Source organism: Rhodobacter ferrooxidans (assembly GCF_000176015.1).
Classification (GTDB): domain Bacteria; phylum Pseudomonadota; class Alphaproteobacteria; order Rhodobacterales; family Rhodobacteraceae; genus Pseudorhodobacter_B; species Pseudorhodobacter_B ferrooxidans.
In genome coordinates, this window is record NZ_ACYY01000012.1 from 38759 (window position 1) to 51767 (window position 13009).

The window sequence follows — 13009 nt, forward strand, 5'->3', positions numbered from 1 at the left end:
TATAAAGATCAATCACTTAACCGTTTCGGCGTCATGATTTTTCTATCCACTCCTTGTAGAGGCGCTCAAGCTGCGTCTCCACGAAGTTGATGAACCCGCGCTCCTTTTTGTCGGAAACCTCGATCAAAAGACGTTGGCCTTTGGACCTGAAAGCCACCGAAGTTGCGGGCATCTTGTTGAGCGGGGCAGGGGAGGGGCCCTTGGCGGCAGACTCCGATGCGTTCTGCTGTGCATCCGCAGCCTTCTGCAGCGCATCGATGACAGCGCTGAGCTTCTCTGCCGCAGTGCCTTCTTCAGGAACAAGCAAGAGGACAGAACTGTCTGAAGGGGCGTTTTCGGTTTTGACCAGACGACGCAGTTCCAGCCATGGGCGACGGCCTGCTTCATGCGCGGCGCCAATTTTGTAGATCACTGCGTCGGGCACGTCTCGGGCAACGCCAATCAGTTTGCTTAGCGTTCCCTTGTCGACAGCTAGCACATCGCCGATCTCGGCCCGGGTGAAGCCCTGGTCCTCTAGCTTGGTGGCGAAAATGGCTTGTTCGATGAAGCTGCGTTCTAGGCGCGCAGAGTTTTCCAGAGCCTGTGAGACAAGCGCCTCACGGTGGTCCATTTCCTTGACATAAGCCTTGACCTTGATCCCAAGCACGCGGCACGCGGCAATTCTGCGGCGTCCGTAAACCACCTCATAGCGAGGGCCAGGGCCACGGCGATAGCGGAGCAGTGCAGGGAGCTGTTGTCCTGATGTCCTGATGGACTCGATCAGATCATCAAGCCCTTCGGATACGTCAAAACGATCCGCGATTTCAGAATCGCCGATCTCATTGACATCCACGTCCTGGGCCGCTTGTGCCGAGACCTGAGAAAGGACGTCTGACATGCTCTTCAGGGACCGAGGCGAGCTTTCGTCCACCTTCGACCCGGCCTCGGCAGCAACCAAAGGCTTTGAGCCCATTTGTGCTAGGCTCTTGGCAAGAAGATCACGCTTCATTTGTGCCCCCTCGACCCCATGCTGACTGGATCATCTTTTCAATGTCATTTGAAAAGCTCATCACCGACTCTAGGGCTCGCTCATAAGTCTTTCGGTTCTTGGTCGTAGCGAGGTCCACTTCGAAGATTGTCTTCTGCGAAAGGCCGGCCTCGCTAACCGCCGAAGACTTCACGAAGGGCGTCTTGATCACACTGTCACCTAGCAATTGCCTGAGCCATTCAGACAAGTCCTGCTGCGTGCTGATAGCGGTGTCGAAGCGCGTCAGGAGGTAGGCGAAATTGTCATACGCGCCGATGCCACCGTTCGAGTACAGGACTTCCAACACGCCCGACGCCATCGTCAGGAACTGGCTGGCCGAGGCCAGGTCGACACGCTCAGGGATGATGGTCATGAGAAGCGACGTCGATGCACAGACCGCCGCCATCGTCAGATAGCCAAGCTGAGGCGGGCAGTCGATTAAAACGATGTCATAATCGTCTTCAACCTGTCGTAGCGAGTCGCGGATCCGATTGAAGAAGACGGGTTGTTCGCCACGGCTCAGCGCGGTTGGAGTTTCGGTTTCGAATTCCGAGAGCATGATCCCGCCGGGCACTAGATCCAGGTTCGGGAAGTACGTCTTGCGCAAAACGTCCACGATAGGCACCCGGGACGTTTCGCCATCGTTGTAGCGAATTGCATCATACAGCGTGCCGCCGTGACGGAAGTCGATCTCTGGCTGGTATCCAAAGAAGGTCGTCAGTGAGGCCTGAGGGTCTGCATCGACCAAACACACACGGTATCCACGCAGGGCGAGCCTCATCCCGAGAGTCACGGTGGTCGTAGTTTTGCTGGATCCGCCCTTGAAGTTGACGGTTGACCAGATCTGAAGCTTGTCACCTTGTCGCCGACCGGGAAGGAACTGAAACGGATCCTTTGCATTCTGAGCCAGAATGTTGCGGATCTGGAGAATGTTCTCGGCGGAATAAAGGCGCTTGTTACCCGGTCCCTGTTCGACTTCTGGAATTCTGCCGTCGAAATGCGCCTTGCGCAGATAGCCGTCGCTCACCCGCAATAACTCTCCGACCTCTGCGCTTGTGAAGGCGCGTAGTGTCTTTTCTTCCTTCGGTGCCAAAAAAAGCTTCGACATATGTTCAAGGGCTTCAGAAAGCCGCTCTGCGTCTGCCTTGAGCTTGTCATGCAACACTTGGTGCATCATCATTCGCCTGTCTCGAGACATCTCTTAAGCGTTACCCGTGATCTGCAGTCGATCGGTGCCAGCAGGAACGCAGTGGACGTCGTTTTCTTAGTTTTCGCGTTACAGATATGACGCCCGTCGGGAAGAAACTCAAGGCAAATCTTGTGCAGCTATCTTGTGCTTTCTGCCGACTATGGCACCATATGATGCGAAATGGCTAAAGTGACCTGTTAAAGGTTGGGTGTAGGATATTGTAAAGATTACAGAAAATGTCGCGAGACTTATCCACAGAACGCGACGCCCTTGAACCCACGCGTGATGCTTGAAAAATCTCTGACTAGGCTCAGTAACGCTGTAGCAGACCTGACCACGGCAATCGTGTTCGCGTGAGCATCGCAAGCGATTCTTCGTCTGAGCCCGTCGGTAGAATGCCTTTTGGCCTCATGGGCACCGAAAAGCGTTACCTACTACAACAGTCCCAACTTCTTCGCCCGCTCCAAGATCATCTTGACCGATGACGGCTCCCACTTGCTGCGGCCCCTAGGTGTCCGTTCGCGCATGGTCTCTAGCCGGTCGCAGATGGCTTGAAGAGTCATCTTGGGATCTGCGCCTTTGATGCCCGCGACGATGGCGGGCAGGCGATCATCCTTGTCGGACGCGGAGGCGCGGGAAAGGATGGTGTCCGGCAGCAGGCCTTCGCGGACGAAGGTTTTGGCAGCACGGATCAGGCGGGGCAGGGACCAAGGCTGCGCCTCGCTCGGCAGACCTGAATTGACGATGCGCAGCACGTCTTCCCAAGGCAGGCCCGGTCTCAGACGGCGCACTTCCGGCACCCACTGTTCAGCACTGGCATTAAGCTTCTGGAAATGGCTTTCCACTCGGGCGGCTCTTGCCTTGCGGATTGCCACGGGATCGCCCGCCTTTAGCCCTGGGTTGCCGCCAACCCGCCCTGCCGCCTTCGCAGATCGCAGCCCGGCCTTGGTGCGCTCGCGTATCAGTGCCCGTTCAAACTCGGCGGCTGCGCCCAGGACCTGCAGGGTAAACTTGCCCTGCGGCGACGCCGTGTCGATCGGATCCTGCAAGGACCGGAAATGCGCACCTCTTGCCTCCAGCCGCTCGATGATTTCCAAGAGGTGAGAAAGCGAGCGGGCAAGGCGGTCGATCCGAACCACGACAAGTGTATCGCCAACGCGCAGTTGATCCAGCACACGCGCCAGAACAGGCCGGGTGCGACTGCCGCCAGATGCTTGCTCCTCCACGATTTCCATACAGCCCGCCGAGCGCAACTCCTGTACCTGGGGCAGGGCGGTTTGGTCTTCGGTGGAAATACGCGCATATCCGATGAGTGGCACGGGGCAGGGGGCCTCTTTTGCAATTGCGGATGTCAGGAGTAAACGACCGTTTGTAAACGAATGCAAGGGCACGCTGTGTGATGCTGATCGCTGGAAACCCCTTGGTTTCCATACGCTGAACGCGACTAGAGCGCTCTCCACGGACGCTGCGCGCGCGTACTAAATAAGGAGCAAATGCAGCCCCACAGAAAACCCTTGGGTAGTTTGCATAATAGGCGTATTTTGCGCATATGAAGCCCTTCCACTCTGTTCTGCCTGATATTTCTGACGAAACCCTCGGCGATCCCGAGGCAAGAGAACAGGTGTCCGAAGACGACCTGTGGTTCCTGCCAGGACCGATGGATGAGGAAGATGATTATCTGCTTCCAGGCCCAAGATCTGAACCCAGCGAAACCTCAGTCGTTGCGGCATGGGCCCGGGCCGAAGCGGGTTGTGCGGCCCGCCTCGCACGAGTAGCCGGGAGACTGGGCGCGCTTGACGACCGTCTGCGACGCGGCCCATCGGGTTGGCGGCACAGATTGGCCCTGATCGAGGCTGCAGAGCTGAGCTGGTTCGTTGGCGATCGAGTCAGCCCTGACCGCCTTGCACTCTGGATCGCGCTTCGTCTGTCTGGCGCTCAGGAAGACTCTGGGGCGCTGTCACGCGTTGGATGGGCTGTTCGACGTCTTACTGGGGGGCCTGGCCCTGAAGCTGGGCTAGCCGATTTTCTCGACCGGCGGGACCCTGAGAACATAGCGGATGACGCCGAGCGCTTCACCGATCGCGCCGATGGCTGGCTCGCCGTGACGGGAGCCGCTCGACATCTGCACCCTATCACCCGGGCTTGTCTGGGCTTCCACCTTTGGAGCCTGGCAGGTCTCGGTCAGCATGGTGACCGGATGGAAGCCGCGGTCACGGCAGGCCGGATTGCTGCAGCCGAAGGGAAGGGTGCGATTTTCGCACCAGTAGCAATGGGTGGGGCAGGGGGGCTTCGTGCCGGCGGACCTCCGGCAGAGCGGTTGACCCGATGGCTGGACGGAATGGACAATGCATGCCTCGCAGCGATGCGGCACCTCGACGATCTCGAAATATGGTCTACCCAAGCGGAGACTGTCATGTCGGTGATGTCTGGCCGTACGCCTCCAGCTTTGCGCTCTGCATTGACCGAATGGCCCTTGGTCTCTGCGCCGATGGCTGAGACTCTGAGCGGCGCCAGCCGTGCGGCAATCCAGCGAAACCTGGCTTGGATGGAGGCGCACGGGCTGATCTGCGAGGTGACTGGCCAAGGGCGTTTCAGGATGTGGCGTGCAGCGGTTTAGAGGCCAGATGTGACCACGGCTTTTTTGTGGGTTGGCTTCGATAGCCCAAGAAGGTTGGGCGATCTTGTTAGATGAGATCACGCATCACCGAGTGGCAAACACACAACTGCTTCCAGTCCACCTGCCAGCACATTGCGGAGCACGACTGTCCCGCCGTGTGCCTGAATGATCGTGCGGGCGATTGCCAGCCCGAGGCCGACGCCGCCGGTATCTCGGCTGCGAGACCCTTCCAAGCGTACGAACGGCTCAAAGACCGCTTCAAGCTGGTCTTCGGGCAATCCCTGGCCCTTGTCCGCGATGGTGATGATGGCCAATCCCGGCGTTCGGTCCAGCTTTACCATCGCCACCCCGCCATAGCGGACAGCATTGTCGATCAGGTTCCTTAGAGCGCGGTTCAAGGCGTGCGGGCGGACGGTGATGGGCAGAGGCGACGACGGGGCAAGATTGGCTCGTTCTCCCCCTACATCGTTGACCAGATCAGCCAGCAGGACGGCAAGATCGACTTCAGCGGCGGGTTCTGCCCGCGCAACCCCGCGTGCGAATTCCAGGGTCGCCTCGACCATGGCCTGCATTTCCTCGACCAGTGCCTTCAGGCGTTCGCTATCCTCGGTTTCGTCCAGCATTTCGATCCTGAGCCGCATTGCTGTAAGCGGCGAGCGCAAATCATGACTCAGGGCGGCGAGCATGTGCGTGCGCTCGTTCACGAAGCGGGTCAGTCGGGCCTTCATCCGGTTGAAGGCCTGCGTGGTCTCGCGCACCTCGGATGGCCCCGTCATCGGCAGCGGATCGGCATCAAGCCCACGGCCCAAGCGGTCGGCGCCAACAGCAAGAGCACGCATCGGGCCGACGACGCGCCGCGCAGTCCACCAGGCCACCAAAGCTACCGCGACTGCCATCAACACCACCGGCAGCAGGGCCTGCGGAGTTAATTGCAGGGCAGGGCGGTAAAACATCGTGCGTACGTTCAGCCAGTCGCCCGCCGCAAGACGGATCGACAGCGTCAGCTCAATGGGGTCGGTCCGCCCCGCCATCATCGCCTCATGCATCGGGCGCATGGACGCAGGTACTCCCTCTGGCAATGGCAGGGACGCGAGGGACAGCGCATGAACATCGGCGCGCACTTCCCGTTCCGGCTCGCCAAGGATCTGGCGGATCTGGCGCAGAACCATGTCCGCCTCGGCGCTGTCGTGGGACGCTGCAGGCTCGGGTCCGACTTCAAACCGCACCAGCGGAGAATTTGCCGCGCGGAGTATCGACATGCGCAGATCAGTGGGGGCGCCATCCAAAAGCAAGACAACATTCGCGGCGCGCCCTGCCGCCTCCAGCCCGAGGGCTGCACGAACTGCACGGTTCCGCCCGTCTGTCAGCAGCAACAGGCCAAGCCCCTGTGTGATGGCCAACGCCAAAAGCAACATGATCAGCAACTGCCCGCCAAGAGATTGCGGGAAGAGCTTGCGCAACATCGAGAAGCGCGCGCTCACGGCATTGCACTCACGTCTGCGGCAAGGCTGTAGCCACCACCCCAGACAGTTGCGATCAGTACAGGCTTGGCCGGATCGGCCTCGATCTTGCGGCGCAGGCGGCTAATCTGGTTGTCGATGGTGCGGTCGAACACCTGTGCGGCGCGACCCGATGTAAGATCGAGCAGTTGTTCGCGGCTGAGCACGAAGCGCGGCCGTTCCAGAAACACCGTCAGCAGACGGAATTCTGCAGTTGTGAGTGCGACCTCGATGCCATCGTCGTCGGTCAGGGCCCGGCGGTCGGTATCAAGCACCCATCGGTCGAAGGCCAATCTGTGCCCGGCAAGGCTGCCACCAACGACGCCCCCCCGGTCGGATCGGCGCAGGATCGCCTTGATTCGGGCCAGCAGCTCTCGCGGATTGAAGGGTTTGGGCAGATAGTCGTCGGCCCCGACCTCCAACCCCACGATACGGTCAGTTTCATCACCCAGGGCTGTCAGCATCAAGATCGGAATGGCCCCCTGCGCACGCAAACGTCGGCAGACCGAGAGGCCATCTTCGCCCGGCATCATCACATCCAGCACGATCAGATCGAATTGACCCACCTTCATCGCCGCATCCATTGCGACGGCATTGGCGGCAGAAGTCGCGCGCATGCCGTTCTTTTCCAGATATTTCACTAGGGCATCGCGGATATCACGGTGGTCATCGACGATCAGAATATGCGGCGGCTGGTTCATCATCTTGTCTCCTGATGTCGACCCTAGCTGAACGCGGTAGTGCTGCGGACAGAAGATTGTCGCAAACCTCTCTCAGGACCTCTGCTTGCGACAGCTTGATACAAAACAGGCGTCGCCCTGACAAACCTGTGGGACACCTCGCTCCCAGATTGGACCCATCGCAATTTGATCCAGGAGAGACAGAATGAAACGTTCGACAAAATTCGCCCTCGCTACCGTTGCCGCCCTTGGCGTAGCCGCTGTCGCCGTGCCGGTCGTCGCCCAGCAGGGTCAGATGCAGCATGATGGCATGATGGACGGAGGCATGGGCATGATGGGCCAGCATGGCGGCATGATGGGTGGCGCCATGGGAATGATGGCCGGCGGCCAGAGCTATGCCATGGCCACGTTCGACACCAACAAAGACGGCACGCTCAGCCCCGAGGAAATGACAGCCGGAATTCAGGCTGAACTCAAGACCTACGACACCGACGCCAACGGTACTTTGTCGCTGGAGGAATTCGCGGTGATGCATGCGGCCCACACCCGACCGATGACCGTGCGTGCCTTCCAGATGCACGACGCCGACGGTGACGCACAGGTCACGGAGGCTGAAATGGCCGCCATGGCAGAAATGATGCAAAGCCACATGGGCGGACAGCAAGGCGGCATGCCGGGCATGGGTAAAGGCATGATGGACAACGACTGACCCACCTTTTTTCTCCCGCTGACTGGGCGAAGCTCCGGTTAGTGGGAGGAATCCCAACACAGATCAGGAGGCCATGACTATGAACGGCTACGGTATGGGATTTGGAATGGGCTTCGGCTGGCTCTGGATGATCGTCATCCTTGTGCTGGTCGGCCTCGCGATTGCGGCGCTGGTCAAATACCTGCGCAAATAGCGGAAGGGAAACCCGATGGACTATACGATCAACCGCCTGATCATTGGCGCGGACTTTGACGTGGTCGATGCCCGGACGCGTGCCGCGCTGTCCGAAAACGGCTTTGGTGTACTGACCGAAATCGACGTCAAGGCAACGATGAAGAAGAAGCTGGACGTGGATATCCCAGCCTACCGCATTCTAGGGGCCTGCAACCCGAAGATGGCGATGGAAGCCATTGGGATGGAACCGCGCGTCGGTGCGATGCTGCCATGCAACGTGATCCTGCGCGAGGTCGAAGGCGGGGTCGAGGTCAGTGCGATTGATCCGGTGGCGTCGATGCAGGCCATCGACAATCCCGCATTGCATGCCGTCGCAGGTCAGGTGCGCGACCTGCTGGCCAAAGTTGTTGCGGCAATTTGATTGCACGTGCAGCCGCAATCTTCGCTTGACCTTCCAATGATGGGAAGGAGCATCGCGAGTCGGTAGGCCTTTGCATCTGCCTTCACGCGGCGCCGACCGCGATAGGAGAACGCTATGAAACCCACCGATCTGCACAGCAGCCACGCCCATCCAGACCCGGATATGCCCGAGGGCCTAGGCGTTCCAGAAAGTGGCACCGGGCTAACGTCCATCGACCCAGTCTGCGGCATGACCGTCACGCTGAAACCCGACACTCGGACCGAGGCGTTTGGCGGCAAGGACTTCCATTTCTGCTCTGGCAAGTGCCAGACGAAGTTTCAGGCCGATCCGTGGTTCTATGCCTCCGGCCGGGCGGCGGGGCGTAAGAAAGTTGCCCCGGTCAACGTCCAGTATACCTGCCCGATGCACCCCGAGATCATCCGCGATGCGGCCGGCTCGTGCCCGATCTGCGGCATGGCGCTGGAGCCGATGCTGCCCTCGAACGAGCCCAGCCACGAGTTGACCGACTTTACCCGCCGCATGCGGATCTCGGTTGCCGCGGCGGTACCGCTGATCATGCTGACGATGGGGCCGATGGTTGGCCTGCCGGTGCGCGATTGGATCGGGCATCAGGCGGCGGGTTACCTCGAGTTTGTGTTAGCAACGCCGGTGGTCCTTTGGGCTGCACTGCCGTTCTTCTTGCGCGGCTGGAATTCGGTTGTGAACCGCAGCCCGAACATGTGGACGCTGATCAGCCTTGGTGTGGCGGCGGCCTACATCTATTCCCTTTTTGCGGTGTTCCTGCCCGATCTGTTCCCCGAGGCCTACCAGATGGGCCACGGCGTCGGCACATATTTCGAGGCGTCGGTGGTGATCGTGGCGCTGGTGTTCTTTGGTCAGGTGCTGGAACTGCGGGCGCGCGAACGCACCGGCGATGCGATCCGCGCGCTTCTCGACCTCGCGCCGAAGACCGCGCGGCGCATTTTGCCGGACGGCACCGAATATGATGCGCCGCTGGAAAACATCATGGAGGGCGACCGTCTGCGCGTGCGCCCCGGCGACGCTGTGCCAGTCGATGGCGTGGTCATCGAAGGTCATTCATCCTTGGACGAAAGCATGCTGACCGGCGAGTCGATGCCGGTCGAAAAAGGGCCGGGAGATGCGGTGACCGGCGCCACCATCAACAAAAACGGAAGTCTTGTCATCGAGGCTGGCAAGGTTGGCGCAGACACCGTCTTGGCTCAGATCGTGGCCATGGTGTCGAACGCGCGCCGGTCGCGCGCACCAATCCAAGGGCTGGCGGATCGGGTGTCCGCAATCTTCGTTCCGACCGTAGTTGGGATCGCACTACTGGCCTTTGCGGCTTGGATGATCTTTGGCCCCGAGCCAGCCCTGGTCTTTGCCATCGCGTCGGCGGTGTCGGTGCTGATCATTGCCTGCCCCTGCGCGTTGGGTCTTGCCACCCCAATCTCGATTACGACGGCGGCTGGACGCGGCGCTCAGGCGGGCGTGCTGATCAAAGACGCTGAGGCGCTGGAGCGGATGGCAGGAGTCGATACGCTGATCGTCGACAAGACGGGCACACTAACGATGGGAAAGCCCAAACTGACCGATACGGTGATGCTTGGGGACGTGGCCGTCACAGACCTTTTGTCACTGGCGGCGGCGCTGGAACGTGGGTCCGAACACCCGCTTGCCGAAGCCATTGTCGAGGGGGCTGACGCGCAGGGGGCGTCCCGGCAAGAAGCAGCGGATTTCGAGGCGGTCACCGGCAAGGGTGTTCGCGGCAAGGTCACAGGTCGCTCGGTTGCGCTTGGCAACGCGGCCATGATGCAGGAAATGGGCTTGGACACTGCACGCGCGGAGACACAGGCGGACACTCTGCGCGAAGAGGGCAAGACCGCGATGTTTATCGCTGTCGACGGTGTGCTGTCAGGTATCGTCGCCGTCGCAGATCCGATCAAGGAGTCGACCGCACAGGCGATAAAGGAACTGCACGCTCAGGGGCTGCGCGTCATCATGGCAACCGGCGACAATGAACGCACCGCACAAGCGGTCGCGGGCAAGCTGGGCATAGATGAGGTGCGTGCGGGAGTGTTGCCCGAGGCCAAGAAAGACCTGATCGACCAGTTGCGCCGTGAAGGTCACAAGATCGCCATGGCCGGCGACGGCGTCAATGACGCGCCTGCACTGGCGGCGGCAGATGTCGGCATCGCCATGGGTACTGGGGCTGACGTCGCGATGGAAAGCGCGGGCATCACGCTGCTCGGCGGCGATCTGATGGGCATCGTCCGGGCGCGCAAACTTGCTCGGGCTACCTTGCGCAATATCAAGCAGAACCTGTTCTTTGCCTTTGCTTACAACGCACTTGGCGTACCGATCGCAGCCGGGCTGCTTTATCCGGTCACCGGACTTCTTTTGTCGCCCATGATTGCGGCAGCAGCGATGAGCCTGTCGTCGATCTCCGTCATCTCCAATGCGCTGCGTCTTCGGCGGGTAGAGCTATGAAGACCGGAGATGGCAGGAAATCTTAACCTTTGGGAACAGGCATGCCAGATCACGCATAACGCCGAGGAGGGCTTGTTTGTAGAGAGCCAGTTGACCTCCATCAGCTATATCGGAACTGGCTTCGAGAAAAACATGCGACCAGACCGCAAAGATAGCCTCTGACCCAGCCATGGTCCCCTCTGACGAGAACATTCTCTTTGGGGAACTTAGGGTAAATGAAGCGAGTGAGAGTGTCACCAACGCAAGAGCTGCGTAGTGACCGCACTTCGCAAGTGTGACCACTGGCATAAACCGGCGGAGCGGTTTCCGCATCATGCCTGCGGCAGGCTTCAGCGGGTCATCATCGATCGGCAACCGCGATCATATGGAAGCGCGTTCATGGCGGAGAGGATCGTGTCAAACGATCGCAAGGGGGTTTGTATTCGCACCTTTGGCCATGGACGGGGGAAGGGGCTCCTAGGGTCGGTGACTGGTAAAGACAAATACTGAATGGGGTGTGCAAAGGCAGGATTTTGTGCTGACAGCAGCCAACCTACAACCAATGTGCCAGATAATTTGGCGAGTTGACCAACTTCTCGGTAAGGATGATGCCCCTCGAGAGTTTTCATCTATACATTATTGGTCGCCCTGCTAGGCTTTCCCAAAACCAACCAACAGGGGTAAGTCATGCTGAAGCTCGACCGTCGTTCCTTCCTTGCCACCACGGCGGGATTGTCGTTCCTGTCCGTCCTGCCGCGGGTTGCCCATGCCGATGGCCATGCCGACACGCTGCGCGTCGCCATCGCGGGCGAGACGGGCGATCTTGACCTGTTGCAGAACGTCTCGACGCTCTCCTCTTACTCTGCCGTATTCGACGCGCTGATCCACTATGGCCCCGGCGGCGCGCTGGAGCCGGGTCTGGCGACGGCCTGGACGATTGCGGAGGATGGGTTGTCAATCAGCTTTGATCTTCGCGAGGGTGTCAGCTTCACGGATGGCACCCCGTTTGATGCAACTGCAGCCGAATGGAACCTGAAACGTTGGATGGGAGTGGCCGATTTCTCGTGGATCGGGATTGCCGATAACTATGACAACATCACCATCGACGCGCCGAACAAGATCACCGTCAAGCTGAAGCGTCCAGTTCCGGCGGCGCTTTTGGAACTCACAATCGTGCGCCCGGTCCGCTTCCTGTCGCCAAAGGCGGCGGCGGGCCAGCCGATTGGCACTGGGCCGTGGATCGTGGAGAGCTACTCCTCGACCGAAACCGTGCTGGTGCGCAACGATGCCTACTGGGGCGAAAAGCCCGCCTTTGGCCGGATGGAACTGAAAGTGGTGCCGGATGAACTGGCCCGCGCCAACGCGCTGCGAGCTGGCGAGCTGGACGTGATCGGCGGCGACTGGGTCGCGGCCCTGTCGCCGCGCCGCGCCAAGGCGCTGGAGGGCGAAGGCATGACCATCGTGGCCGAGCCGGGCACGGCGACGACGATCCTCGGCTTTTCGCCGAAGTCGCCGATGATGCAGGACAAGGCCGTGCGTGATGCGATCTTTATGGGCATTGACCGGGCAGCCGTGGCGACGGTTTTGTTCGAAGGTTATGCGGACCCGACCGCAGACATCTTCCCGACCACCGTGCCAACTGCTGGAGCGCGCACTCCGGTCCCGGCGCGCGATGTGGCCGCTGCGCAGGCCGCGCTGACGGCAGGCGGCTGGACGGGTGACGCTTCGGGCTGGGCAAAGGACGGGGCGGCGCTGGAGATCGCTTTCCTCGTCTCCGAAGAATCCTTCCCCGGGTCGCGCCGGATCGCCGAGATGATTCAGGGCATGCTGATGGAGGTGGGCGTCAAGACCAACATCGAGACGGTCGATAACGCCACAATGCACGAGCGTCGCCCGAACTTCGACTATGACCTGACTTTCTTCGCGACTTACGGGGCCCCTTACGATCCGCATGGTTCGCTTGGAGCGTCCTTCGTAACCGCGTCGGATACCGGCCCGGATGGCAAGATCTATGTCCATCCCGATCTAGATGCACTGGTGGCGACCGCGCTGGAAACCGGAGGCGATTCCCGCCAAGGCGCGATGCAGGCAGTTTACGATTGGTTGCGCGACAACACGGCGGCCTGCCCGCTGGTGGTGACGCAGCGGCTGTGGGCCGTGAACCCGCGGGTGAAAGGTTTCACCCTGCCGGCCACGGACTATGACCTGCCGTTCAAAGGCATCACGCTGGGTTGACCTGACCCAAGGA

Annotated in this window: 10 protein-coding genes; 5 read left to right on the forward strand and 5 right to left on the reverse strand. The window is 60.3% G+C overall.

Annotation, left to right across the window (positions count from 1 at the left end; all coding sequences use genetic code 11):
* Positions 1-31: 31 nt before the first annotated feature.
* The 3 genes from repB to RSW2DRAFT_RS10025 form a co-directional block, all read right to left on the reverse strand.
* Positions 32-988: a plasmid partitioning protein RepB gene (gene repB, locus RSW2DRAFT_RS10015; RefSeq protein ID WP_008030559.1), complete on the reverse strand. Its 957-nt coding sequence runs from the start codon at positions 986-988 to the stop codon at positions 32-34.
* Positions 978-2180 (reverse strand): plasmid partitioning protein RepA, encoded by a 1203-nt coding sequence (repA, locus tag RSW2DRAFT_RS10020; protein WP_232209676.1) that lies wholly within the window; start codon positions 2178-2180, stop codon positions 978-980. The genes repB and repA overlap by 11 nt, the downstream gene beginning before the upstream one ends.
* Positions 2181-2629: 449 nt before the next feature.
* On the reverse strand, positions 2630-3514 hold the full coding sequence (locus tag RSW2DRAFT_RS10025; RefSeq protein WP_040671980.1) for a recombinase family protein: 885 nt from the start codon (positions 3512-3514) through the stop codon (positions 2630-2632).
* Positions 3515-3744: 230 nt separating this feature from the next.
* On the opposite strand from RSW2DRAFT_RS10025, the gene RSW2DRAFT_RS18520 reads away from it, so the two are divergent.
* Positions 3745-4812, forward strand: a complete 1068-nt coding sequence (locus tag RSW2DRAFT_RS18520) for a hypothetical protein (protein ID WP_008030567.1) — start codon at positions 3745-3747, stop codon at positions 4810-4812.
* 77 nt (positions 4813-4889) lie between these two features.
* On the opposite strand, the gene RSW2DRAFT_RS10035 is transcribed toward RSW2DRAFT_RS18520, so the two are convergent.
* Positions 4890-6293 (reverse strand): ATP-binding protein, encoded by a 1404-nt coding sequence (locus tag RSW2DRAFT_RS10035; protein ID WP_156790692.1) that lies wholly within the window; start codon positions 6291-6293, stop codon positions 4890-4892.
* Positions 6290-7015: a response regulator gene (locus tag RSW2DRAFT_RS10040; protein ID WP_008030570.1), complete on the reverse strand. Its 726-nt coding sequence runs from the start codon at positions 7013-7015 to the stop codon at positions 6290-6292. Before RSW2DRAFT_RS10040 ends, RSW2DRAFT_RS10035 begins: the two co-directional genes overlap by 4 nt.
* A 181-nt stretch (positions 7016-7196) precedes the next feature.
* Here RSW2DRAFT_RS10040 and RSW2DRAFT_RS10045 point away from each other — a divergent pair, with 181 nt between their 5' ends.
* The 4 genes from RSW2DRAFT_RS10045 (at position 7197) to RSW2DRAFT_RS10060 (ending at position 12996) form a co-directional block, all read left to right on the forward strand.
* Complete coding sequence (locus tag RSW2DRAFT_RS10045; RefSeq protein WP_008030571.1) at positions 7197-7700, forward strand: EF-hand domain-containing protein; 504 nt, start codon at positions 7197-7199, stop codon at positions 7698-7700.
* A gap of 208 nt (positions 7701-7908) precedes the next feature.
* Positions 7909-8295, forward strand: a complete 387-nt coding sequence (locus RSW2DRAFT_RS10050) for a DUF302 domain-containing protein (RefSeq protein ID WP_008030575.1) — start codon at positions 7909-7911, stop codon at positions 8293-8295.
* Between the two features lie 162 nt (positions 8296-8457).
* Positions 8458-10782, forward strand: a complete 2325-nt coding sequence (locus RSW2DRAFT_RS10055; protein ID WP_050786803.1) for a heavy metal translocating P-type ATPase — start codon at positions 8458-8460, stop codon at positions 10780-10782.
* Positions 10783-11448: 666 nt separating this feature from the next.
* Positions 11449-12996: an ABC transporter substrate-binding protein gene (locus tag RSW2DRAFT_RS10060; RefSeq protein WP_008030578.1), complete on the forward strand. Its 1548-nt coding sequence runs from the start codon at positions 11449-11451 to the stop codon at positions 12994-12996.
* Positions 12997-13009: the final 13 nt, after the last annotated feature.